We start from the raw sequence: 25491 nt of genomic DNA on the forward strand, positions 1-25491 counted from the left end.
TTAATATATGAAATCATATTTGCAGTAACATCTACATAATATACAGGCATAACGATTTTACCCAATATGGTTACTGTGTTATTCCATGAAATGAATAATTTATGAGTTTTTTTACAAAGGTCTCATCAAGTGCTTCCCCAGTTATTAGCAATCTATAAAATATAGGTCCCCAAATTAGATCCATAGTTACATCTAAATCTAAATCCTTTGCTAACTCTCCTCGTGAAATTCCACGCACTAAAATTTGTTTTGAAATTTCCCGACGTGGAGTAAAATATGCTTTACGATATATATCAGCTAATTGAGAATCATGTTGCCCTTCAGCTATTATTTCGGCAATTACATTTCCTTTTCTTGTGGTTAGAAATTTTACAAAATTATTAACTTGAATAAACATATCTTCAATGGTTGACCCAGTATCAGGCATTGGCAATTCAACACTAGTAGCATTTAAGTAGCCATCTATAATAACAGCTGCTTTGTTGGGCCACCATTTATAAATAGTAGCTTTGCTTACTTTTGCCTTTTCAGCAATTTTTTCAACAGTTATTGCTGCAAAGCCATTTTCAATTAGCAAGTCATATGAAGCATTAAGTATATCCATTCTTGTTTCTTCGCATCTAGGGCGTCCTAATTTTTTTTCCATCATAAATACCTCCATGATATATGGGTGTATGCAATTAATAAACTATACGTTTATTATATATTTATTTTTTTTTGATTTCAACCTAAATAGCACTTTATATTACTGAACGTTTAGCTTATTGTATAATATCTATCTTTGCAAAAGTTGATAACAAAAAAACACCGATTCCTTAATGTTTTATATAAGTAATCAGTGTTTTTTGGTTTTAAATTTTTATTTTCGCAAAATCTTATCCATCGCTTTTCCCTTTGCTAACTCATCGATCAGCTTATCCAAATAGCGAATTTCCTTCATAGTAGGTTCTTCAATGTCTTCCACTCGAACACCACAGACCACCCCTTTGATTAAAGTCCTCAAAGGATTCAGCTTAGGAGCTTCTGCAAAGAATGTTTCAAAATCAGTCTGCTTTTCAAGTTGGGTTTCTAACTCCTCCTGACTATATCCTGTCAACCAACAGATTATTTCATCTACTTCTGTTTTCGTACGCCCTTTTTTCTCCGCCTTCGCAACATAAAGGGGATAGACACTTGCCACACTCATTGTATAGATATGATGTTTCATCATTATACATCCTCGCTTATGTGATTTTCTTTATTATATCACGACTAATAGTCTGAGCAAACGAAAGTTAACTTTATTTTTTTATTCTTTATAAGCGGTTTATCCCCTTGGACTATTGGTGAATATTTCATCATAGTTAGGGGGTTGTATTGGATATTTTTACTTGTTCCAATTCTAACGGTTCAAGCGATAATATTTCTTTACCTAATGACCTTGCATATTCGATTTCATTTCTTGCGCTATTACCAATGTAACCATTAACATTGACTACATAAACAGCATCACTTATATCTATTTTTCTGCGATGGATTTTGCCTAATAATTCAGTGTCAATGCCTTCATATTTTTCTTCATCCACATTATAGACACATTGAATTACTGCATATCCATCTTTTAATTCTAATTCCTTTGAAATCTTCATCATTTCTCTTGAAAATCTCATACTCCCACATATTGTAATTACTTTAATATCATTCATAGTAATACCTCTTTTCCAAATCTAATCTAAACCTTTGTTTTTTGATAACATTTTTATAACATTATTCATTTCTACCATCTCTACAAATTACTATTTATCTACCTTACTTGGTCTTTCATCTTATCAGAGTTAATATACTGCTTCAATATTAAATTTAACTTTTCTTTTACACCATTAATTAACTCAATTGGTTTAATAACAATTGCATCTACGCCAAACCCAATAAAGTAATCTGAGAAAAAGTTTATTTCCTGTCTTGATATACTGCCCTTTAAAAACCCAGTACCATCTTCATATTTATATAATTCAATATTGGGCCATCTGGAAGATAAATGCTTCTCCACGCCTTTGCCAGTCAACTTTACAAATAACTCTAGTGATTGTTCATTATTATTTACAATTGAAAAGCGATTTTTTAAATTAATGCCTGACAAATCAACGGGTTCTGTATTTTGATCTAATTCTACAGATTTTATTCGATCACATCTAAAAACTCGATAATCTTTTGTTAAGAAGCAATAGGATGGACAATACCACTTTCCTTCTTTTGCATATATGCCGATAGGTTGAATACTCCTCCTGCTGACTTTTTCCTTTGTTTCATAGTCAATAATAATAGCTTCCTGATGTATTGCTGCATCTAAAAGTTGCCTTAAAAACGGTACTTCTTCCTGCTGATATCCAGACAAAAAATCAATCCTGTCTTTAATTCTGTCTATGGCGTCTCTAGTATCCCCGGTGAGATTTAAGTAAAATTTCTTTTTAATGGATTCATACTCAATATTAAATGGAAGAGATATATAATGTCTTAGCGCATGAATAGCAAAGAATATGGATTTTGCCTCATCCTCGCTAAATGAAATTGGTGGAAGAATTCTTTCTTTTAAAACCTGATAGCCCCCATGGGGCCCTACTTCAGAATACAATGGGATCCCCATCTCGCACAGCTCCTGTAAATCCCTCAAAATAGTCCTATTTGAAACACCAAACTCTTTTGCCAATTCACCCACAGTAAATCTTTTCTTTCTATTGACCATCATAATCATTTCATTTAATCTTTTTGCTTTTGCCATATGAACCTCCAAAATTACTATGACATAGTTTGTCACTATTATAATATATAATTATAAATAGATACACAATTAATCACATATATTTTAGAACTAAGAGAAAAATAAAGAAAAAACAAAGGAGATGTATATTATGTCATACCAACTAGTTCCTTACCTTTTAATGAATGGAAGAGCAAAAGAAGCCATTGAATATTACCAAGAGGCATTAAATGCAAAAGTTCTGTTTCAGCAAACTTTTGGTGAAGGCCCAGAAGATGACTCTTTAAAGCTCACAGAAGATGAGAAAGAGCTTATAGCACATTCAATTTTGAAAATTGGTGATACAAAAATTATGATTGCAGATATGATTCCCGGACTTACAATTGGCAGCGGCAACCAACTTTCTATTTGCATCACAACCGATGATATTACACTTACAAAACAACTTTATGAGAATTTGAAAAAAGAAGGTAAAGTTCTTATTGAACTAAATAAAATCCACTTCAGCCCTGCATGGGGCATGGTGACTGATAAGTTTGGGGTTACCTTTCAAGTTTATACTAACAGAAAATAAGGGTGATGTATGGAGAATACCGGAAATAAAGATTATATAATAAATCAAATTTGCGAATTTGTTGAAAGTAGCCCTCTTAATGCGCTTGCTTCACAAAACAATATAAGGATTTACGAAACTCCCATCATTGGCATTGCCTCAGCAGATGACCCATATTTTAAGGAGTTTTGTAAACCTGGAATTGTGGGGCCAAAATTTATTTTGCCGGAAGAGTGGGTTCCTAATGCAAAATCCATTATAGTTTACTTCTTGCCATTTACCAAAGAGATAAGAAATTCAAACCGACAATGCGGTTTACCTTCTGATGAGTGGATTTCTGCAAGAATAGATGGAGAAATTTTCAATAACAGAATAAGAGCTTTTCTGGTAGATTTGCTTAAAGATCTGAATTCGGATGCAGTATCTCCAGGTATTGATTCACGTTTCAGCGTTGAACAGAATATTTCTAACTGGTCAGAACGGCATGCGGCCTTTGTTGCTGGCCTTGGAACCTTCGGGCTTCATAGATCCCTTATAACCTCCAAAGGTACGGCTGGAAGAATTGGCAGTGTCATAACAACATTAGATCTTACTGCAACGGCTCGAAACTATACTCAGTACTTTGAATATTGTCCATATCTCACACATGGGAGATGTGGAGCTTGTATTAAGCGCTGTCCCCCTTCAGTTATTACAAAGGAAGGAAAAGATAACAGGAGTTGCGGCGATTATATTAATAAAGAAATATTATCTGTATTTGTGCCACGGTATGGTTGTGGCAAATGCAATATAAACGTACCTTGCGAATATAGAATTCCTGAAATTTAAGTCCTGCTACCATAGTGAATATTCCGGTTAAAATTAAATTATGCATATATTACTTATAACTTATAAAAAGAGCCTTAGCCAAGTAAAATTCCGGTTAAGGCTCTTTTCGCATTTACTTATGATACGGTTCACTTTTCATAATTCTATGCCCTTATAACAAATAAGTTTTAACATCATAACCTTAAAGCAAAAGTGCTTTTAATATTCTAATTCATACCATATTTATTGCTGACTATATAAAAATACCACTTTGAAACATATACCACAAATGGTAGAATTAATCATATACGCTTGAAACAATTTGCATTAACACCAGCTTAGGTATGGGAGGGGAAAATATATGATAATTAAAACAAACCTTAGCAAACCAATATATGACTTTTTAAATAAGAATAGGCTTATTAATCTTAACTTAATTGGTTTCTTAGAAAATGTACCTGATGCAGAGGTATATGTTGATAACGAAACTTGTCCTACTGGAGTAGTAGCAAGAAAAGACTATTTCAGCAGCTTATATACTGAGAACGATGACTTTCTTAATGAAGTTCTTGATACCTTGTATAAGGATGGCTTTTATGGGTTCAGAGCAGTACACAGGCCTATCGCAGAAAAAATAAGAAGCAGATTTATCGTTAATTGGGAAAGCTTAAATGCACTTTATTATCTTCCGGAAAAAGAAGTTGATTTAAGCCGAATAAAGAATCCTGTAAAACCAATTGATATAAAGGATGCAGAAATTATAAACCATTACTACACCTACAAGGATGAGATAAGCCTTAACAAAATAAAGGATGATATAGAAAATAGACCCTCTTCTGCAATATATGTTGACGGTGATATTGCCTCCTGGGTGCTTATTCATAACGATAACTCAATGGGTATTATGTATACTAAGGAGGAATATAGGGGAAGAGGATATGCAGAAGAGGTTACCCTTGACCTTGCAAACAAGATATTAAAATCAGGCCGTGTGCCCTTTCTTACAATAGTTGATGGAAATAACATGTCCCCAGGACTTGCAAAAAAATGTGGGTTTGTACATGAAGGTGTTTTCACTGACTGGTTTGGAATTATTTCAGGAACTCCTAAAGAACTAATTCACTGGCATGATGACTGTGATAAAAAATTTGAAAAAGCAATTGAAACAGTAAGGGAACAACTATCAACCAATACAAACAAGCTGGATTGCATGTATATTATTAACGGTATGGCAAATAACCCAATGTTAATTCCAGAGAACCTCCAAATTGAAGTTGCTGAGACCATGGAAGAAAAGCTTATTTGGTGTACCACTCTTGCAGAAGGATTAGATATAAGCAGTGACAAAAGAAAGGATTTCATTGAAAAGGTCATGAGCATTGTAACAAGTAAAGAATATGAATTTAAGTTGATTTTAGGAACTATTGATGGAAAGCCTACTTCTACTACAGCATTTTTAAGGCTATTTGATGATCTTAGCGGCATTTATATGAGTTCTGTAACTGTAAACGCTGATAAAGATAAAATTCTTGCAGCAACCTTATCTAAAGCATTAAAGAAGATAGAAGAGTATAATATGTATTTGTCCTTTGTAAATTCCGATGAATCAGCACTGGATTTATACAAAGAAATAGGCTTTACTCATAGTCATTACAGGAAACTATAAAAATTTTCACATTAGAGGAGATATTATCATTTTTTGAGCACATAAAAACACTTAAACATTGCTTTGTACCGATCCAATCTGGTAAAATATCCGTTATCTCAGGTTGTAATGTAAGAGCATGTAATTGATCCAATAAATTTTAAATTTACTTATACCACCATAAATTGCTTTATATTCTACTTAAATAATATCAACAGGTACAGTAATATCTCAACCTTAAACATTTTTGTGAAATAAGAATGCGCCATTAGCATTTTGCTAATGGCGCATTCTTTATTGATTATATCCAAATGATTCTAATATTTTAATTACGTTAATCATTTTATCTGAGTTCTTATCAGGCATTGTTATTTCTTTAATACCATTAATATTTGATATATTGCTGTCTATTTTAATAGAACCTTTACCTTGATTATCTTCTATTTCTATTATTGCATTAGTCTTTGTAACATACCCATCTTCAATTGTAAATTTAAAACTAATATTTATATTTTTAAGCTCATCTATAGATTTATTAAACCTTTCAAGCATTTCCTTTGATGAAAGCTTACTTATATCATTTTGAGAATCCTTAATTTGTTTTAAACTATTTGAGTTTTGGATTAAAGCTTTAAAATTATTAAAATACTTTTCATTACCTAAATACTCAGAAACAATATTTTTAACATCATCCTTGCTTAAAGTGAAAGTAACAACACCATTTTTAGAAGTATCTTTTTTATCAATAGCTTCAAATTTTTCTAATTTCTTTTTATCTTTGTATTTATTAAATACGGATATTATATCATTACCAACTTGTTCTCCAATTTTGTTATCAGCATTGCTATTCCTAGTATTATTATATTTTGTATACTCTTCCTGTGATAAGTTTTTTTTCATTAATCCATCTAAATCTTTACTTGATAAATAAAAACTATCTGCATTAGCAAAAACCTCTCCTAAACTTTTCTTTAATACTCCTGGAACACCAACAAAAAAGTCAAAATCCTTACCCTTATTATATGTATTAATAAATATTGGAGCTTCTATTGCTGCTCCTTCAGAAGATAGTTTTAAATTTCCACTTACTTTTTGGCTTTGCTCTTCTTTTTTAAGATCGCCTTTTAAATTAATGGATGTATTTCCTTGATTTATAAAATTCTCTGCTGGGTTATTTCCAACTTTTTTAGGATTATTAGGAATATTCATGGTAACATTAAACTCATATGAACACGAGCTAATTTTCCCGTTATTCAAAATTGCTGTACTTAATTTTATCTTTTGACCACACCCTGATAAAATTATCATCATTATGCACATAATGATGGACAATAAACTTAACTTTTTTTTCATTAGTAAAATCCCCCTAATAGTCAATAATTTTCAATGCTTTCCATATTACATTTTATTATGAATTACTACATTTTTCAACCATTACATACATTCTTTTCAAAAACTAAAGAAAGGTGAATTTAATCTTTTTATAAATAAAAATGAGCCAATATGATAAAGACCATAATGACTCATTATATTACAATTAAATCTCATTTACTTATGGTATGGTTCACCGTAAATACTACAATTAGGGTTCTATATAACAGAATCGATACTTTATAATTTAAATCTATATCCAACACCCCAAACAGTTTCAATATACTGAGGCCTTGCTGGATTTACCTCTAGTTTTTCCCTTAGCTTTCCTATATGAACGGTAACCGTAGCTATATCTCCGAGAGAATCAACGCCCCAGATCCTTTCAAAAATTTCATTTTTACTGAATACCCTATTAGGATGCTCAGCTAAAAATGATAGCAAGTCAAACTCCTTAGTAGTAAACATAATTTCATCATCATTTAAAAACACCCTTCTTGACAGCTTATCTATATAAATCCCCCTAATTCTTATTTCTTCTTTCTTCTCTTTTTTATCTCCAATAAGTCTGTCATACCTAGCCAGGTGAGCTTTTACCCTTGCTACTAACTCACCTGGACTAAAGGGTTTTATAATATAGTCATCAGCCCCAAGACCAAGACCTCTAACCTTATCTATGTCCTCTTTTCTTGCGGAGACCATTAATATAGGAATATTGCTTTCAAGCCTAATCTGCTTGCAAATTTCAAACCCATCCACCTTAGGAAGCATCAAATCAAGTATTATTAAATCATATTCCCCGTTTTTTGCCCTTCTTAGCCCACTATCGCCGCTATATTCAATATCCACAGAATAGGAATTAATCTCAAGATAGTCTCTTTCAAGTTCCGCAATACTCTTTTCATCTTCAATGATAAGTATTTTTTTCATTTTTTCCTCCTACTTTTTAATTGTTTTGAGAGTAAAAAAGATACTTGTTCCTTTTCCCTCTTCACTCTCAGCCCAGACCTTGCCTTCATGCTCCTCTATTATTCGTTTTACAATTGCAAGTCCCAGTCCACTTCCTCCTGTCAAACTGCTTCTAGATTTATCTGTTCTATAAAATCTATCAAATATACACGGAATATCTTCCTTTGGAATTCCCTGGCCATTATCCTTGATTTCAATAATTACTTTATCATCATTCTCTTCAAGCCTTATATCAATTTTTCCTTCTTCTTTATCCATGTACTTTGAGGCGTTTTCAACAATATTGATGATTACTCTCTTTAACTTTTCATTATCAACTAGAACAAAAGGATTAGTAATCTTTTCAGTATTCAAATTCAAGGATATATTGTCTTTTTCTAAGCCTAAACTCAATTCCTGTACACAATCCTCTAAGTATTCTTTAATATCCACCTGTTCAAAATTAAAGGTTAGATTATTTAAGTCCAGCTTGGAGAATAAAAATAATTCATCTATGAGTTTATCTAAATCAGACGCTTTAGCATAAATTGTTCTGATATACCTTTCTGTTTTTTCAGGAGTATCAGCTACACCATCTAAAATCCCCTCTACATAACCCTTAATAGCCGTTACAGGGGTTTTTAAATCATGAGAAATATTGCTTATGAGTTCTTTTCTATTATTCTCATATTGCATCTGTAGATTAATAGATTCCTTTAGTTTCACCCTCATTTTTTCAAAAGCAGTACATAATTCTCCTATCTCGTCCTCTGAAGCTGGTTTAACCTCAAATTCTAAATTTCCTTCCTCTATCTGATTTGCAGCATTCTTTAATGTTTCTATTGGTCTTAGTACTCCTTTAGACACATAATAGGTAAGTATTCCATCTGTAGCTATTAAAATTAGCAAAATTACTACGCACATGTATAAAACAACTCTTCCTACTCTCTTCAAAATTGGAGTCATATCTGTTATAAAAAATACAGTGCCTTGACTTTTATCAGTAAAATAAAAGTCCTGGTGCCTCATAAAAGTGACTTCATTTCCTAAAAGAGCGCGTTCATAGCTTCCACTAGTTGCTGAGCCAAACTCAGGTAAGACTTCATTCAAGTCAAGCCGCTTTAAGTTATTAGACGAATATATAATATTGTTATTTATTCTTACTACTGCGCTGGTATTAAGCTTATTTAACTCTTTTTCCAAATTTTCAAGATACATTTTATCTCGTAGCACATCTGGATTTTCAGATGCTACTACTTTGATATTATCAAAGGCCTCCTGATTTTTCTCCATAACCTGTTTTACTGGATTACCTTTAAATTCGAAGCCATAGGAACCAGCTACAGCTCTTACATTAATTACTACCATTACAGCCGCTGCTATAATGGTAAGTATTATAGGCGCAACAAACATCACCACATAGGACAATATCAATCTTGTTTTAAAGGACATGACTTCAACTCCTTATATCCCTACTAAGCATGTATAATTAAATAAATATCTTTTCAATTCCATTCAATCCATTTGCATATAGTATATACATATTTTGCTTACATCTATTCCCTTTTATCTGCTCCTTCTTCCGTTGTTATTTTCATTAGTTTCCACCATTACTCTTAGATGCCCATGGCCCCTACTACCCAACTATTACTATTAAAATCTCTTACTTTCCTTAATAGCAATACCACATGCAACAAGGGCAATAACAAGTCCAATTTCTTGTATCCAGGTTCCCGAAAAAGCACTTATTACTGCTGGATGGCTCAGGCGGTCATATAATCCTGGTGCTATGAAGCCCATGATAAAAATAAAAAGTGTCATAATTTCGGTAACAATCAGTGTCCATCTCCATCTTCCAAATCCAATAAGTACTGCCTCTGCTAGTAAAATTATAGTTCCAATAGGAACTGATTGATTAATCCATCCCGTCAGAAATAAGGTTAAAATTCCTGCTCCTCCGAGAACTAGACCAACTACTGCCAGTTTAACTGATGAAGTTAATTGTAATCTTTTATTAATATTTTCTTTATTGTTCATGCTTTCTCTCCTTATAATTTGCCTGTTCCTTAGACTTTATTTTTACTACGACTTCATTATACGAGACAGGTATAAAACTGATATAAAGCAAATATAAAAAAAATCTAAAAAAAGCTTACCATTTCATAAATATCTTCAACTATCATTAGGACAATTTCTTTCTAAAGTTTTTATATATTTTTATTTTAGTTTAATAAATGTTTTATATGGATTTTATTATCTTTCTATATAATAAAATTCATGGAACACAAAATAGATTGTTCCTTATTAAACTATTACAAATATGAAGGAGGTAATTTCTATGTTTAGAGCAGGCTTTGGCTTCCCAGCTTTTATGCTTTTAGCAATGTTTTTAAGACTCATATTCATTACATTATTGATTGTATTTATGGGGAGACGTTTTAGAAAGTTTGGCAGATGTAAAAATAGCGCTCTAGTTATGCTAGATAATAAATTTGCCAGTGGTGAGATTACAGAAGATGAATATCTCAAGAGAAGAAGTATACTAACTCAATAGAAGTTTTCATAAAAACTACATTGAAACAAAAAACTATCGAAGTTAAATTCGATAGTTTTTTGTTTTATCTATTTATGGTACAGTCCACCTTAACGGGGATAACTAAGGTTTATTAAAGCAGCTTCTAATAATAGTTGTAAATATACGCTTACACATATGGCCATCATATGGTATTACTTTAGTATCAACATATTCTATTACAGCTTTATATGGAATATTCTCAGATTTGCAATTATATTTGTATTAGCTGATTTGGCTTATAAACTATCATTAATTACTGCAACTTTCATTACTCTATTTCCTATCCTTCATTTTTATATTTATTTATATAACTGTAGGTTCTCTCCTTGGCTTTCAATCCATATATTTAAAAGTTCTTTTAAATCATCAACCTTTTCCTTATCTGTAGAGCCTTCATTAGGTTTAAGTTTTTCTACAACTTTGAATTCAAAGGCATTTTCTCCATAAGCAGCCCAATCCTCTTGTAACTTTTTAATTTTAAATCTACCCAAATTTAATTGAAATTTAATAGATTCAAAGGGCTTATATAAATTTGCACATATATCTACATAAGAATACCCATTACCCGTATTATGTATTTGAATTATGCCCATCTCTATTTCTTGCTGCTTATAGTTTTTAATAATTTCTTTTTTATTTATATTTTTCATAAGATTTTCCTCACAATTCTTATAATATTTGCTTCCATCATTGTTTCTGCTCAAGTACCCATAGTCAACCAGGTACCGTCGTATTATTGCATCATCTTCATAAATAGTTTTAATGATTTTCTTTACTTCTGCTTCCGTATATTCTCTATCAGGCTCAAACAAATCAGCAAACCTTGGTAATAATGCTTTTCTCTTCTCTTCCTTAACAGGGAAAACACGCAGCTTGGGATTTGTTATTTGAGGCATCTTTTCCTCAGCTAATTCCATAACAGCCAAAAATGCCCGTGCTTGTCTTGCCCTTTCTCTCAATGCAAATCTCATATTTCTTACTGTAGATTCTGCACATGCAAGCTTCATCGCTATTTCTTTATCACTATGTTTATTAGATACCATATCTAAAAACTCTTTTTGAATTTCAGTCAATCCTGTGTATTTTTTATCCAGCATCAGAAGCCTTTCAATGGCATTTCCATGGTTTGTAGTGTGAATACTAACATCATTTTCACCAATATATTCTCCACATACTAAACAAATAAATTCTGCCTTTTTACCATCCCATACATAACCTCTTTTAAAATCTTCTATAGTTGCATTACGAATAAAGTCGTCCATATATTTCTCCTGTCTATTAATTTCATAGACAATATAACACTTTTTCTTTGTCTTTGTCAACTACACGTTTATATTAAATAAAAAAACTCTTACCAGTATTGCTTTGGTAAAAGTCTCTATAAATATAATTATATCTTTTTGTTATACTATCTTGAATCCAGCTTACACTATCACCTTTTTAGCACCAACCCAAATTGTAAATAAAAATGAGCCACCTAAAGCAAATTAGGTAGCACATTCTATGTTAATGCACTTTTTCATTTCTGAAACAATTCTTTGTATAGTCTTAGGTGACAGATAATACTTCGCTGAAAGTAATTGTGTAGACATTCCTTTTAGATAATCTTCATATATACTTGTATTCCTCTTCAAAAGTTCATTTTTACTCTCGGTTAGTTCACCCCATGCAATCTTATTTTCCTCTTTCTTCGGTATATAAATGTATTCACCGTCCACGTATTTTTGAATTATTTCTAATACCTCATTAGGGAAAATATCTCTCGCATTTGAATAGCTCATTTTATGCTCCTCCTAAATATAATTTTATTTTAGGATTAGCAAAGGCTATTATATAATCTTAATCTTTAAACGTTATGCAATAGCCTCTGCTATGCATAAATAACATATCTTCTCATAAAAAATAATACCCCTTTCCTAACTGCAACTGTATAATTTCACTAAAGCACACAAAATAATAGCAATAGCTACTATAACTTGTTCTTCACATATATAATTGTATCATATATATCCAATATATGTCTAAAGATTACAAGTGATTTTTTATTCTACACTAAACCTTCTATATCTTAATTGAAGTCATACATTTTAATAAAGCAGCTTATATTATAGCTTGTAAAACTTCTATATTCTCTACTTCCTTCAAAACATGTATCTCCATCCCATCTCTTACTTTTATATCTAATGAATTTTTATCATCATTGATGAAGAAGACTCCTTTTCTATGCTTCTCTTTTATTTTGCTTCTTGAAAGTCCAAGTTTATCACTTATGAGCTTATCCACTCTCATTTCTATTGGATACTTACAAATTATTTCAATAACTAGTTCATTTTCATTTATATAGTATGCCTCTAATTTTCTTTGGATTAACTTGTAATTTACATCTTCTAAAATAACTTCAGCTTTGTTTTTATTATATACACTCAAATTAAAGGCATATTCTCTAGCCAATTCTTTGTCATTAGAAAGAAATTTTTCATATTCATATTTATTAATATCATTAGGCTTTATTCTTTCATATATTGTCATATTCCAAGTAGATTTACATTTTTCACATTCATAAATTAGCCAGATATCAATGTTATTTTTATTTGCGTTAACTCTAAATTTTTCTTTGCTTATATAATGTGATTTTTGATTACATTTAGGACAATTTCTTTTTACTATTGGTAAATTCTCGGGAACTAGTTCCCATTGATATTTATTTAAATAGCTCATTTTGCTCCTCCTAGTCATTCAATTTTTAGGATTTGCAAAGGCTACTTCATCATATTTTTAAAATAATGCAATAGCCTCTGCTATGCATTAAAAATATCTCTTGTCATAAACAATTCCTCCAATCTTTTTTCTACATATATTTTATCAGCTCTACATAGTACATAAAACCTCATTCTTATTTCATAAATAAAAATGAGCCAATATGATAAGATCATAATGACTCATTATTTTACAATAAAACCTCATTTACTTATGATACGGTTCACCGTAACGGGTATAACGAAGGTTTTTTAGAGGCTGTATTTTAAAATAGTATTGATAATGTGACAAATTTTTAATGCAAGCCTAAAATATTTTCTATCCATAATTAAAAACTACTGTATACCTAATGGCTATTAGCATTTTTTTCAACTGTTTCTTTCAATCCTTTGAGAATGATCTCCCAATTTTGATAAACTCGATTAAACATTTCATCTGTTATAATGTTGTCTTGATTGATTGTAAGTAAAGTATCTTCACCTTTCTTAATTAGTTCATAAGTTATATTTGCATAGTTTTCTGATTTATCTTCCAAGCCAGAAAGTGGAGACCAAAAAGCATATTGGAAAATCTTATTTGTTATTAATTTCAAAATTAGACCCTTGTCCTCATAAGTCTTCCCTTCCCACTTTCCTCTAAAAATTATAGGACTTCCAATGTTCCATTCAGAAATTGCTTCAGTACCAAATAAATACTGTTTTATCAATTTAGGATTTATCAACGCATTCCAAACTTTAGATATATCAGCATTAATTTCAATTTCTTTCTTTACAACTAATTGTTTAGGCATAAATATTCGCTCCTTTTAATATTTTATTTAACTCTGGCGATATAGCCTTTTCAAAGGACTAAAACAGTTACCTAAATGTCATTACTTATATTCCTTATAAATTCACTAATGGCTTCTGTAACTTTTTCAGGCTGCTCCTCTGCCGAAAAGTGTCCACAGCTTTCAATTACTTTTGATTCTATATTTTGTAGTCCGTTGTCTCTAAATCCTTTCATGTAGGTTTCAATGTTAGTGTGTTCATCTTGCCCACGCAAATATAGAATCGGCACCGATACAATATCATCTTTTGCTTGAATATTATCTTTTTCATCCAAGGTAAAACATCTGTAAAAATCAAATCCTGCTTTTAAGGCACTTGGACGGCTATATGCTTCAGCATATAATTTTCTTTGAGCCTCACTCATTTTTTTACTCTTTCCTGCAAGAGCATCATAGAAATAAGAAAAGTATTTCTGTTCATTGCCTGTAACAAGTAATTCAGGTAACTCGGGTACAGAATGAAAAGCAAAATGCCAAATATATGGATTGCTTTTTACCGTATCCCACGGCTCAACTCCAGGAATGGCAACATTCATAATTACCGCGCGTGAAACTATGCTGGGATAGTTCTTCAAAAAGGCATAAGTTACCTGTCCCCCGACATCACATCCGACTAACGTAACATCGGATAAATTCAAGGTGTCCATAACATCGTGTACATACTCTGCTATATTTCGCTTTCTGTATGACTGTAGTGGGATTTCTGAGTCACCTACACCAGGTATGTCAATGGCAACTACATGATAATTATTAGAAAGAAGCGTCATCACAGTTTTGAATTCCAACCAACATGTAGGCCACCCATGAATAAAAAATACTACTGGCTTCAATGTTGAGCCAGCTTCAACTACATGAACAGGTATCCCTTTTACAACAATTTTCCTATGTGTAAAGGCTCGCTTTGTATTATTTTCTTTATCTATCATTCTAGCTCACTCCTAAAAAGTTTCTTAATCACTTAATTATTATAATACCCATAACATGACAACAGCTCGTCATGTTATACTTTGGGTATGAAACTTTTTTATTTCATCAATCTTATGAAGTAGCTTTTCCTTTACATATAGAGGTTCTAAAATTTCAACAGAAGTACCAAAGGACAGAAGAAATCCATATAACCAATCATCCTCTGGCAAACTTATGGATACAAGAAGTGAACCATCTTCATCTTGTAATATGTGCTTTTGATTAAATTCATCATAAATCCTGTATGCTGCTTGGTGAGCAACACGTAGCTTCAAATGGGTTAATGAATATGAAGTATTAGTTGGAATTTCAATTGGCGGAAGATGAAACTGTTTATCTGCAAAGTTTTTTGATAGAATCCTAATATCTTGCATCCTGATAATTTTGAAAGTTCTGTAGTCCTGTTTCAAAAGATCATATCCTTGCATATACCAGGATTTTACTTTAAATATAAGTTTTAACGGATATGCTGTTCTATGTGTGATGTCACCCTGGGAGCTTAGATAAGTAAATGATACGGCTTGCTTTCCGATAACAGCATCTTTCAGTGTTTCGAATCTCTCTTTGTCAGGTTTCCAATTGGTCCAGGATGAAAAATCAACTTCAATCCAACTATTACCTGTTTTGTTAAAGAGGATACAGAGTTTCGAAAGTACATCACTAACATCAATATGATTTGTGGATGACATACTTTGCAAAGCAAATAGAATCTGATTTTGCTCATTATCAGAAATTGTAGTCTTATTCAAAATATAATTATCAAGGATAGATATACCTCCACCCTTCCCCTGTAAAGAATAAATAGGAATACCTGCCGCCGATAAAGTCTCTATATCGCGTAGTATTGTTCTTACGGAAACCTCAAAATGTTCTGCTAATTCTTTGGCTGTTGTACGTTTCTTATAAAGCAATAGATATACAATTTCAAAAAGTCTATTTATCTGCATGTCGTCACCTCTGAAATATTTTAACATATATACGTAATGTTAAAACAATAAAATCCAGACATTAAAGTTACCTAGTTATTTAACTACTTGATAATCTTACTCCTGGTATTGATAAAAACCTCATTTACTTATGGTACGGTTCCCCTGCATTAATCCTAAACCCTCTATAAACCTGTTCTAAGAGTATAACCCTCATAAGCTGATGAGGAAAGGTCATCTTTGAAAATGAAAGCTTATAATCAGCTCTGTTTAGTACCTCTTTTGAAAGCCCTAAAGAGCCTCCAATTACAAAGGCAATATTGCTATTTCCCCTAACCCCAGCTTCTTTTATAAAGGCTGCCAGTTCTTCTGAGGAGAGCATCTTCCCATCTATAGCAAGTGCCACTACATACATGTTATCCTTTACGCACTTTAATATAGCTTCTCCTTCTTTGGACTTTATTTGAAGCTCTTCTTTTTCTGAGGCATTGTCCGGTGTTTTTTCATCTTGAAGCTCAAGAATCTCTAGTTTACAATATCTGCTTAGGCGCTTTGAATACTCTGTTATTGCATCTTTAAGATATTTTTCTTTTATTTTTCCAACTGTAATAAGTGTTATGTTCATTTCTATCTCCATTCTTTTGCCTTTAGGGCGTAAGATTTCCTAAGACTATTTTAGCCTATTTTATTTAAACTGAAAACAATTCTTGTTTTTTATTAGTCATAAGTTTTTACCTATAATAAAGCCATCTAAAAATAGTTAAAAGGAGCTGAACGTTTATAATTCATACAGCTCCTTTTAACTAAAACTGCCTATAACCATTTTTAAACCCCTATACTATAAGCTTACAACATCTTTAAGCTTATCATTACCTAATACTGTTTCTTTAGCACAAACTAAAAGTCCTATCATTTCTATAATAACTGTTAATACATTAACTAAATTCCTCATTCTACATCCTCCAAGCTTGTTATTTACTATGCTCTAATTATAGTATAGAAGGTTGTAAAATGCTCTTTCTGCAGGCTTACAGTTTGTCTACTTACCTTACAGTTTTGTAATAATATAATACAAAAAATTAAAAACTCCTCTGCAATATTTTGCAAAGGAGCATTATTAGCTATTTACCACAGCACTTTTTATATTTCTTTCCACTGCCGCATGGACATGGATCATTTCTTCCTATCTTGTTTTCATTTACAACTGTCTTTGATTCTCTATATTTAACTTGAATTTCTTTTCTCTTTTCTGGTGAAAGAATTGCTTCCCATTGTGGAAGAGTATATAGATAATCAGCCTTAGCATCAAGCATATTGAAATATAACTTTTCAAAGTCAATCTTTATTTCAATTTCTGTATCTGCATCAATTTCTTCTAAATTAATATTTTCAGCAAGGCTTTCATTTATTCCATCAAGGAATCCCATAAAGAATATTTCATCAGCTCCATATTCTGGTGCTAAGGTCTTTACGTTACCTTTTATAGTATCTTTATGATTAGCTAATATTTTTGTGTATATATTTTTTTCTATTGTTCCATATTCCTTCCAGAAGGCTGCTTCCCCTCTTGTCTTTACATATTCAACAACCATATCTGTCCACTCTTTGTATAGGCTCATCTTTTAATCTCCTTTAGTAAATAATATGTTTATTAGTCTTATGTTCACTATTATAATAAAAATCCTATGAATTTGCAATATTTGTAATTTAATACAAACTACTATATTTCAGAAGCTTCTTTAAGCACATACTTTGCTTTTTTATCACAATAGCTGCATTTTTCATCTGCAGCTTCACAAAGATTTGGAAAAGCTTCATTTTCTATTAAAAAATCGTCAAAAGCCATATCCATATGTTCTTCACAAGCATTCTTACTTTTTCCTTGCATCAATATCGTCCTTTCCGAAAGGCTTAGATATATCATAGTTTCCACCTAAGGTGTCAACTTCCTTACTATCAATTAGAAGTTTAATTTTTACTATGGATGGAAGCTGGGTTAATGAGTTAGCTATACTTTTAAGGCTTGCTTCTTCCTTTGATTTAGTCATAGAAACCTTAGCCTCTTTGCTTAAATTTACATATGCAATACTATCTTTTATAGAAAAGCTCAATAATCTAGTTTCCTTTGGAAGTATTGGCTTCAATTTACTTTCTACAGAAGGTCCTTTTATTAGTTCCTGCATAATAAGTTCACCTAAAAGTTCCTCTTTTTGAATAAGCCTTTCCTCCTTTGCTATTTCAACCTTTTTTTCATCAGTGGAGGAATCGAAATATAAAGCTAAATCTATAGCATTATCTTTCTCATTAGGCATAGTTATACTTTTAACTTTTTCTTTATTATTTATGCTTACCTTATCTTCCTTTTGACATGCTGTAAATGCTACGCTAGATACCATGATTACCCCAAGTACAAATACTCCAAATATTCTTTTCATCTTCTCACCTTTTCCTAAAATTCAATATAGTTGCTTGGCATATCTCTTTTGGCCACAGTAAGAATTAAATCCTTATTAAGCTGTAGGCCGCTTTCTCTTATGGTATTTACCACAGTTTGATACGCAAGTTCTGGATAATTATTAGTTTTACTTAGGTGTCCAAGAATAATTTTCTTTTGTTTACCATCTGTAATGTCTACAATAGCTCGACCACAATCTTCATTAGATAAGTGTCCAACTTCACTTAGTATTCTTCTTTTTAAACTATAAGGGTATGGTCCAAACTTAAGCATTTCAATATCGTGATTGCTCTCTAAAAGAAGCACATCTGCATCCTTAATCGCTAACTTTACCTCATCAGAAAAGTACCCTAAATCTGTAGCTATGCAAGTCTTCTTTTTTCCATCATTAACAGCATATCCTGAAGGAGAAGCTGCATCATGTGGAATGCTAAAATTAATTATGTCCATGTCTTTTATAGTTACACATTCTTCAGAAATTACTTTAATGTTGTGTTCTTTTATCTTTCCAACAGTATTCTCCATTCCTCTCCAAGTAGGCTCATTTGCATACACAGGAATATCGTACTTTCTTGATAATACCCCTACTCCCTTGGTATGGTCTGTATGTTCATGAGTTATAAAAATACCGTCAAGTTCCTCAGGCTTTTGTCCTATACTCTTTAATGCCTGTTCTATACTCTTGCCTGGCATTCCAACATCAACAAGAATTTTAGCATTGCCGGAGGATACAAATATACTGTTGCCACTGCTACCACTATATAAAGAACAAAAAATCATATCATTTCTCCCCCTGTATAGGCCGCATTAGGCTGTAAGTATATTAGCATTCTTCAACCTTTACTCTTCTAATATCTGCGCCTAAGAGTTTAAACTTATCTTCTATGTTTGGATAGCCTCTATCTATATGTTCTATACAGTGAACTTCTGTTGTACCTTCTGCTACAAGCCCTGCTATTATCATAGCTGCTCCTGCTCTTAAGTCGGTAGCCCTAATCACTGCTCCTGTAAGCTTTTCTACTCCATCTATAATAGCTGTTCTTCCTTCTACCTTTACTACTGCACCCATTTTCTTTAATTCATCTACGTGCTTAAATCTGCTTTCCCATATGCTTTCATTTATTATACTTCTACCATTAGCTATACAAAGCAATGTACTCATTGGCTGCTGTATATCTGTTGGAAAGCCTGGATAAGGAAGTGTTTTTACATTTACAGCCTTTAGATTTCTATCTGATATTATTGTAAGTGAATCTTCGTTTTCTACTACTTCAACGCCTACTTCTATGAGCTTAGCTGAAATAGACTCCATATGTTTTGGAATTATATTCGTTACAGTAACTTCGCCGCCACAAGCTGCTGCTGCTATCATATATGTACCAGCTTCAATTTGGTCAGGAATTACACTATAGTTGCAGCCCTTTAGTTCTGAAACTCCAACTATTCTTATTATATCTGTACCTGCTCCTTTTATGTTGGCTCCCATTGTATTAAGAAAATTTGCCACATCAACTACATGTGGTTCTTTTGCTACATTTTCAAGTATAGTAGTTCCTTCTGCTAAAGCAGCTGCAAGCATTACATTTATAGTAGCACCTACACTTACTACGTCAAAATACACATTAGCTCCAACAAGCTTTTCTGCGGTAACTATAGCTGCTCCATGTTCAATTGTAACTTTAGCACCTAACGCTTCAAAGCCCTTTATGTGTTGATCTATAGGTCTTACTCCTATAGGACATCCACCTGGCAAATCAACTTTTGCCTTTTTAAATCTTCCAAGAAGTGCACCTATTAAATAATAGGATGCTCTCATATTTCTAACATCATCTGTATTTGCATTTACACTATTAATTGAAGTACTATCTATAGTAACTGAATTTGCCTGTCTTATTATCTTACATCCTAGATGTTCCATTATTCTTTCAAGACATTGAACATCTTCGATATCTGGAATATTATCTATCACTGAAATACTGCTGCTAGCCATAATCGCTGCAGGCAATATAGCTACTGCTGCATTTTTAGCGCCACTTATTTCGACTTTTCCGAATAATCTTTTTCCGCCGTTGATTACTAGCTTTTCCATCCCCACATCCATCCTTATCAAGTTTTTGTTAATATATAGAAACTTAGTTAAATCCTACTCATCGTCAATTGTTACAAAATTTATTATACCATATTATTAGTAAATTAACATTATAAATTGAACAATTCACTATTTAGAATTTTGTGTCATAGATGCCAAAATTCGTCTACATATTATTTGCTTCTTTTCAAATATTATTACTATTAATTTTTAAACCATTAACTATAATAGCACAAATCATCAAAAATACTAGAGGTTTATTATATATAAGTTGAAAAAATATAGAAATAACCTGTTTTTTTTGCTCATATATCAAAATTCACAAAAAAATTTCAGCATTAAAGCAATGCTGAAATTTGTGTGTGAATTTCAAATGAAATAAATTGAAAACTTTTAGTTTATAGAATGTAAATTTTAGCTTCTTTCAAAGCTTCCGCAATCTGTGCATTCAGGTGTTTTTGCTACTGATTCATGTTTAGTTACTTCTATTTGTTGTAGTGTGCAATAATTATCATCATTGCAGTGATATTTACATTCAGTTACTGTACATCCTATACTATCATTGTGTTCTGCATTATTAACTCTTTGCTTATTCATATATGGTATCCTCCTGTTAAAATAAAAATTTAATATAGCTTTCATAACTTTTGCTACAAAATTAGTATGGATATAAGCCTGATATATTATACCTAGTATATTTTTTACAACTTATTTAGACGCTTATTTAAACTTTGAAAAAATTATCTTGAAATATTATAAAAACTAGGTTTAAAATATAAACTGTGTATATTAGTAACAAACTAGTAATATATTAAGACTAGTTGATATTTGTGAATTATTTGGGGAAACCTTAAGCTTTAAAAAATTATAATTGCTAAATCATCAAAGTATTTATAATTGCTCTAGTAAATTATTATTTTAAGCTTATAGGGAATATGGAGGGCAAAATGAAATACTATTTAGTTGCTTTATTTGATAATGAATCACATGAAGCCATGGAGAGCATCCAAAAGAACGTATGTCGTAAGTACAAACTGAGCAAAAACACACCTATTCTTCACATAACCTTGGAAGCTGTTGAAGATCCTGATTTTGAGAAGCTATACAGGGTTATTTGTGATATTTTAAAACCATACAAAAAATTCAAAATTGAAACAACTGGAGTACTTTGCTCTGAGCCTCCATATAAATCTGTAAACCTAAAAATTGAGAATAAAGGTTACATTATAAGACTAGCTAGAACTATAAATGATACCCTTAGACTTCATGGTTTTAATGTTAAAGAGAATGCAGATAATTTTAATTTACATGTATCTCTTGGCAGCACCAATTATCCTAATAAAGAATGGTCTAATAAAGAATATGTAGCCGCTAGTCTGAATACAAAATCACAAACGCCTTATTGGCTGGCAAAGGTTGATAGAATTGAATTATGGAAAGCAACAAATAATAAGAAAGATATGCTTGTAAAAAGCTTTCCTTTAAAAGATTATTAAAATTGAAATTAAAACTTGACTCCTTATTGGATTCAAGTTTTTTTATTTTAGAGTAATTTTTTATTAAATATTTCGTAATTAATATAAAAAAACTTTTAAAATCAAAAAACTAAAACACAATTTAAATTGTCTAATGTATGTAAATAGCTTTTGAGAGGGGTTAGGATAGATGTGAGCGAAAGTGTTCTTCTAAATAATGACCTTAGTAAAACTGAATTTTGTAGTCTTATAGAACAAAAGAGGGATAATCTTTATAGACTTGCCTTTATGTATGTAAAAAATCAAGAAGATGCTCTTGATATTGTACATGAAGCAGTTTATAAGGCTTACATATCTTTAGGCAAGTTAAAAGATAGTACATACTTTAATACTTGGATTACACGGATAGTTATAAACTGTTCCTTAAACCATATTAAAAAGAATAAAAGAATCTTGAATTTTTCAGAGTTTTCTTTTGGAACAGCTTCTAAAGAAGTTAACAGAGAGGAAATTATAGATTTATATGAGGCAGTAGATAATCTAAAAGATAAGTATAAGACTGTAATTATCTTAAAGTACTTTGAAGATTTAACTATTAATTCTATAGCAGAAATAATGGATTGCCCCGAAAATACCGTTAAAACTTATCTTCATAAAGCTTTAAAACTTCTTAGAATTCAATTAAAGGAGGAGGATTTATAATGAGTTCTTCTAAAAAAATTAATGAAGATAATCTAAAAAAAGCAAAACAAAAATATGAGAATATAGAGATACCTGCCAGTTTGGATTCCACAATTGAAAAAGCTGTGGAAAAAGGCGAAAAAAAGGATATTTTTAAATATAGATTCCCTTTAACTGCTGCAGCATTTTTATGCTTTATCTTGCTTGCTTTAAGTTGCTTCCCAAAATTAAATTTTATAGCACCGGCTTCGGCTAATACCGAGGTAGCAGATAATAAAAATGTCTCTGGAGATATAACTGTTAAAGCAGCTCCTCTTCCAACTGTAGATTCCTATGAAAACATGAAAAAGCTTTTAGGCTCTACACTTCATTTTGCTAATGCTTCCAATAAAGATGTTGTAGAAACTAAAGGTGCTGGAGGTTATGCTATTAAAGATGATCTTACTAAATCGGCACCTATCGATAACAACATGAGTAGCTCAAATATTTCTAAAAAAGCATACCCTGACTACTCCACTACAAATAACCAGGTACAAGGAGTAGAAGAAGGAGATGTAGTAAAAACTGATGGAGATTATATATATAAGATAAATGGAAGCACTGCTCAAATTATAAGAGCCCTTCCTGCCACAGAAATGAAAGTTATTAAGAACATTACATTAAATAATGAAATTAGACTTCAAGAACTGTTTGTTGACAATAAAACCTTAACTGTAATTGGAACTTATTATAAAAAAAATGATGCAACTAATACAACAGAGGACTATAACATTGATTCAATCTATCCTATAAATAGTACTCCTATAACAAAGGTACTAATATATAACATAAGCGATAAAAGCAGCATTTCCGAATTGCGTTCCTTTGAAGTATCTGGTTCGTATTATACTGCAAGAAAGATTGATTCAAAAATATATATTATTTCTAATCAATTTATTAATTTATACAAAAAAAGCGGTGGTGAGCAGCCTGCCCTGCCTTTTTACTCAGACGATACTAAAAAGAGTGCTTATACGGATATAACTTTGGATAAAATTAAATACTGCCCAGATGCAGTGGCTCCAAATTATTTAAATATATCATCAATAGATACAGCTATGCCTAATAGCGGCCTAGAGATTTCAACCTACATGACCTCTGCAGGAAATATATATGTTTCTGATAAAAATCTCTATGTAGCTGGATACGATATTACTAAGTTAAATAACTCACCTTCAACTACACTTTATAAATTTTCTCTAGATAAGGGTAAAGCACAGTATCTTAGCAAAGCTGAAGTTCCTGGCACCACCCTAAATCAATTTTCTATGGATGAAAATAATGGCTACTTCAGAATTGCTACTACGGTAAATGGCTCTACCTCAAAGAACAATCTATATGTACTAGATAATAATTTGTCTATAGTGGGGAAAATCGAGAATATTGCTCCCTCAGAGAGAATTTATTCCACAAGATTTATGGGTGACAGAGCTTATATGGTAACCTTTAAGAATACAGATCCTCTTTATGTTATAGATTTAAAAACACCAGAAAGCCCAAAAATTCTTGGAGAACTTAAGCTTCCTGGCTTCAGCACCTATCTTCATCCTTATGATGAAAATCATATTATTGGGTTTGGAAAGGATACAGAAGAAGTATCTGAAACAACCTCTTCCTCTAATACAGTTACTAAAAGGGTAATTCAAAAGGGCCTAAAGCTGGCTATTTTTGATGTTACAAATGTGAATGACCCTAAAGTGATGTTTTCAACCACTATTGGAGATAATGGAACAGATTCCGCAGCATTGTATAACCATAAAGCCTTCCTGTTTTCTAAGGAACGTCAGCTTCTGGCTTTTCCTCTTTCGGTTAATGAATTTGATAATAAAGTCCCGAGAAATCCAAACGATCCTTATGGTACCCTAAAATTTGAAGGTGCTTATGTATACAAGGTAGACCTTGAAAATGGCTTTACTTTAAAGAGTAAAATATCTAATCAGTCTTACAGCAATAAGGATTTTAAAACGTTTACTATAGGCTTTGACTATAGTATACAGAGACTTCTTTATATAAATAACTCTTTATACTCTGTATCAAACAACAGAATAAGCGCCTACAATATGGCTGATTACAGCCAGGTTGGCAGCTTAAGTACTGAAGTCAAATAAAACTAAGGGAGCCGCAACACTAGCGTTCATTTGCGCTATTGCTGCGGCTCCAATTTATTATTGTTTTTTACCACATCTAGGGCAATAGTTGTCCTCAGCTTTCATCTCACAATAGCAATGCCTGCAGTTTTTCATTTCCTTAGCCCTAAGCTTTCTTTCTTTAAGTTCCTTTATATCCTTTTCTATATCCTCTATTTCCTTACACTTAGATATAAAATCCTTATCTACTTCCATTCCTTCTATATATCTTTTATATATCTTTTTACCAATCTTAGCATATAACTCGTAAGCCTTTTTTTCTTCTGAGGATATTTCCATATTTATTTTAGAAACTTCAATCAGCTCACCTGACTTTTTAGCAACATTCTCTGCTCCAACTTCCAAGTACTCAGACAATTTTGATAGACTATCTTTAAAAGGCATTATTACCATCCTTATATCATTGCTTTACTGTATTATATGCAAATACCACCCATAGGTTAAATAACAAATAAAGAATTTCTTATCTGTTATTACTAACCTAGGGTGGC

29 protein-coding genes are annotated in these 25491 nt (G+C 31.7%); 7 read left to right on the forward strand and 22 right to left on the reverse strand.

Annotated elements, in window-relative coordinates:
* Positions 1-70: 70 nt before the first annotated feature.
* From bsdE14_RS08790 to bsdE14_RS08805, 4 genes are all read right to left on the reverse strand, one after another.
* Complete coding sequence (locus bsdE14_RS08790; protein WP_264852249.1) at positions 71-646, reverse strand: TetR/AcrR family transcriptional regulator; 576 nt, start codon at positions 644-646, stop codon at positions 71-73.
* 213 nt (positions 647-859) lie between these two features.
* Positions 860-1210 (reverse strand): DUF2200 domain-containing protein, encoded by a 351-nt coding sequence (locus bsdE14_RS08795; protein ID WP_264849561.1) that lies wholly within the window; start codon positions 1208-1210, stop codon positions 860-862.
* Between the two features lie 133 nt (positions 1211-1343).
* Positions 1344-1685: a hypothetical protein gene (locus bsdE14_RS08800; protein ID WP_264849562.1), complete on the reverse strand. Its 342-nt coding sequence runs from the start codon at positions 1683-1685 to the stop codon at positions 1344-1346.
* A 98-nt stretch (positions 1686-1783) separates the two neighbouring features.
* Positions 1784-2758: a helix-turn-helix transcriptional regulator gene (locus bsdE14_RS08805; protein WP_264849563.1), complete on the reverse strand. Its 975-nt coding sequence runs from the start codon at positions 2756-2758 to the stop codon at positions 1784-1786.
* A gap of 130 nt (positions 2759-2888) precedes the next feature.
* Between bsdE14_RS08805 and bsdE14_RS08810 the strand changes: the two genes are divergently transcribed.
* The 3 genes from bsdE14_RS08810 (at position 2889) to bsdE14_RS08820 (ending at position 5763) form a co-directional block, all read left to right on the forward strand.
* On the forward strand, positions 2889-3311 hold the full coding sequence (locus tag bsdE14_RS08810; RefSeq protein WP_264849564.1) for a VOC family protein: 423 nt from the start codon (positions 2889-2891) through the stop codon (positions 3309-3311).
* A 9-nt stretch (positions 3312-3320) separates the two neighbouring features.
* Positions 3321-4118: an epoxyqueuosine reductase gene (locus bsdE14_RS08815; RefSeq protein ID WP_264849565.1), complete on the forward strand. Its 798-nt coding sequence runs from the start codon at positions 3321-3323 to the stop codon at positions 4116-4118.
* A gap of 340 nt (positions 4119-4458) precedes the next feature.
* Positions 4459-5763 carry a GNAT family N-acetyltransferase gene (locus bsdE14_RS08820; protein ID WP_264849566.1) on the forward strand — a complete coding sequence of 435 codons (1305 nt, stop codon included), beginning with the start codon at positions 4459-4461 and terminating at the stop codon, positions 5761-5763.
* A 273-nt stretch (positions 5764-6036) separates the two neighbouring features.
* Here the strand turns inward: bsdE14_RS08820 and bsdE14_RS08825 are convergent, their stop codons facing one another.
* The 4 genes from bsdE14_RS08825 to bsdE14_RS08840 all read right to left on the reverse strand — a co-directional run bounded on the left by bsdE14_RS08825 (position 6037) and on the right by bsdE14_RS08840 (position 10098).
* On the reverse strand, positions 6037-7095 hold the full coding sequence (locus bsdE14_RS08825) for a hypothetical protein (protein ID WP_264849567.1): 1059 nt from the start codon (positions 7093-7095) through the stop codon (positions 6037-6039).
* 258 nt (positions 7096-7353) lie between these two features.
* Positions 7354-8043 (reverse strand): response regulator transcription factor, encoded by a 690-nt coding sequence (locus bsdE14_RS08830; RefSeq protein WP_264849568.1) that lies wholly within the window; start codon positions 8041-8043, stop codon positions 7354-7356.
* Between the two features lie 9 nt (positions 8044-8052).
* Positions 8053-9513: a sensor histidine kinase gene (locus bsdE14_RS08835; protein ID WP_264849569.1), complete on the reverse strand. Its 1461-nt coding sequence runs from the start codon at positions 9511-9513 to the stop codon at positions 8053-8055.
* A 201-nt stretch (positions 9514-9714) separates the two neighbouring features.
* Positions 9715-10098 (reverse strand): hypothetical protein, encoded by a 384-nt coding sequence (locus bsdE14_RS08840; RefSeq protein ID WP_264849570.1) that lies wholly within the window; start codon positions 10096-10098, stop codon positions 9715-9717.
* Positions 10099-10399: 301 nt separating this feature from the next.
* Here bsdE14_RS08840 and bsdE14_RS08845 point away from each other — a divergent pair, with 301 nt between their 5' ends.
* On the forward strand, positions 10400-10615 hold the full coding sequence (locus bsdE14_RS08845) for an SHOCT domain-containing protein (protein ID WP_264849571.1): 216 nt from the start codon (positions 10400-10402) through the stop codon (positions 10613-10615).
* A gap of 320 nt (positions 10616-10935) precedes the next feature.
* Here bsdE14_RS08845 and bsdE14_RS08850 read toward each other — a convergent pair whose 3' ends face one another.
* The 13 genes from bsdE14_RS08850 to bsdE14_RS08910 form a co-directional block, all read right to left on the reverse strand.
* A complete protein-coding gene (locus bsdE14_RS08850; protein ID WP_264849572.1) occupies positions 10936-11898 on the reverse strand; it encodes a DUF2087 domain-containing protein in 963 nt (320 codons plus the stop codon).
* Between the two features lie 225 nt (positions 11899-12123).
* Entirely contained in the window at positions 12124-12417 is a 294-nt protein-coding gene (locus tag bsdE14_RS08855; protein WP_264849573.1) for a CD3324 family protein, read from the reverse strand.
* A gap of 319 nt (positions 12418-12736) precedes the next feature.
* Positions 12737-13354 (reverse strand): DUF1062 domain-containing protein, encoded by a 618-nt coding sequence (locus tag bsdE14_RS08860; protein WP_264849574.1) that lies wholly within the window; start codon positions 13352-13354, stop codon positions 12737-12739.
* Between the two features lie 385 nt (positions 13355-13739).
* Entirely contained in the window at positions 13740-14183 is a 444-nt protein-coding gene (locus bsdE14_RS08865; RefSeq protein ID WP_264849576.1) for an SRPBCC family protein, read from the reverse strand.
* A 71-nt stretch (positions 14184-14254) separates the two neighbouring features.
* Positions 14255-15148 carry an alpha/beta fold hydrolase gene (locus tag bsdE14_RS08870; RefSeq protein ID WP_264849577.1) on the reverse strand — a complete coding sequence of 298 codons (894 nt, stop codon included), beginning with the start codon at positions 15146-15148 and terminating at the stop codon, positions 14255-14257.
* A gap of 69 nt (positions 15149-15217) precedes the next feature.
* On the reverse strand, positions 15218-16135 hold the full coding sequence (locus bsdE14_RS08875) for a helix-turn-helix transcriptional regulator (RefSeq protein WP_264849578.1): 918 nt from the start codon (positions 16133-16135) through the stop codon (positions 15218-15220).
* 124 nt (positions 16136-16259) lie between these two features.
* Complete coding sequence (rlmH, locus tag bsdE14_RS08880) at positions 16260-16739, reverse strand: 23S rRNA (pseudouridine(1915)-N(3))-methyltransferase RlmH (protein ID WP_264849579.1); 480 nt, start codon at positions 16737-16739, stop codon at positions 16260-16262.
* A gap of 496 nt (positions 16740-17235) precedes the next feature.
* Positions 17236-17733 (reverse strand): SEC-C metal-binding domain-containing protein, encoded by a 498-nt coding sequence (locus bsdE14_RS08885; protein WP_264849580.1) that lies wholly within the window; start codon positions 17731-17733, stop codon positions 17236-17238.
* A 101-nt stretch (positions 17734-17834) separates the two neighbouring features.
* Positions 17835-18002 carry a CxxH/CxxC protein gene (locus bsdE14_RS08890; protein ID WP_264849581.1) on the reverse strand — a complete coding sequence of 56 codons (168 nt, stop codon included), beginning with the start codon at positions 18000-18002 and terminating at the stop codon, positions 17835-17837.
* Positions 17986-18549 carry a GerMN domain-containing protein gene (locus bsdE14_RS08895; protein WP_264849582.1) on the reverse strand — a complete coding sequence of 188 codons (564 nt, stop codon included), beginning with the start codon at positions 18547-18549 and terminating at the stop codon, positions 17986-17988. Before bsdE14_RS08895 ends, bsdE14_RS08890 begins: the two co-directional genes overlap by 17 nt.
* 14 nt (positions 18550-18563) lie before the next feature.
* On the reverse strand, positions 18564-19349 hold the full coding sequence (locus tag bsdE14_RS08900; protein ID WP_264849583.1) for an MBL fold metallo-hydrolase: 786 nt from the start codon (positions 19347-19349) through the stop codon (positions 18564-18566).
* Positions 19350-19392: 43 nt separating this feature from the next.
* A complete protein-coding gene (gene murA, locus bsdE14_RS08905) occupies positions 19393-20658 on the reverse strand; it encodes a UDP-N-acetylglucosamine 1-carboxyvinyltransferase (protein WP_264849584.1) in 1266 nt (421 codons plus the stop codon).
* A 414-nt stretch (positions 20659-21072) separates the two neighbouring features.
* The gene (locus bsdE14_RS08910) at positions 21073-21255 is read right to left on the reverse strand and encodes a DUF1540 domain-containing protein (RefSeq protein ID WP_264849585.1); all 183 of its coding nucleotides are present in this window, start codon (positions 21253-21255) and stop codon (positions 21073-21075) included.
* A gap of 350 nt (positions 21256-21605) precedes the next feature.
* Here bsdE14_RS08910 and bsdE14_RS08915 point away from each other — a divergent pair, with 350 nt between their 5' ends.
* From bsdE14_RS08915 to bsdE14_RS08925, 3 genes are all read left to right on the forward strand, one after another.
* Positions 21606-22154, forward strand: coding sequence for a 2'-5' RNA ligase family protein (locus bsdE14_RS08915; protein ID WP_264849586.1), 549 nt, complete (start codon positions 21606-21608; stop codon positions 22152-22154).
* A gap of 171 nt (positions 22155-22325) precedes the next feature.
* Positions 22326-22835 carry a sigma-70 family RNA polymerase sigma factor gene (locus bsdE14_RS08920; protein WP_264849587.1) on the forward strand — a complete coding sequence of 170 codons (510 nt, stop codon included), beginning with the start codon at positions 22326-22328 and terminating at the stop codon, positions 22833-22835.
* The gene (locus bsdE14_RS08925) at positions 22835-24961 is read left to right on the forward strand and encodes a beta-propeller domain-containing protein (RefSeq protein WP_264849588.1); all 2127 of its coding nucleotides are present in this window, start codon (positions 22835-22837) and stop codon (positions 24959-24961) included. The genes bsdE14_RS08920 and bsdE14_RS08925 overlap by 1 nt, the downstream gene beginning before the upstream one ends.
* A gap of 57 nt (positions 24962-25018) precedes the next feature.
* On the opposite strand, the gene bsdE14_RS08930 is transcribed toward bsdE14_RS08925, so the two are convergent.
* Positions 25019-25384, reverse strand: a complete 366-nt coding sequence (locus tag bsdE14_RS08930; protein ID WP_264849589.1) for a zinc ribbon domain-containing protein — start codon at positions 25382-25384, stop codon at positions 25019-25021.
* Positions 25385-25491 lie beyond the last annotated feature (107 nt).

The organism is Clostridium omnivorum (assembly GCF_026012015.1).
GTDB lineage: Bacteria > Bacillota > Clostridia > Clostridiales > Clostridiaceae > Clostridium_AX > Clostridium_AX omnivorum.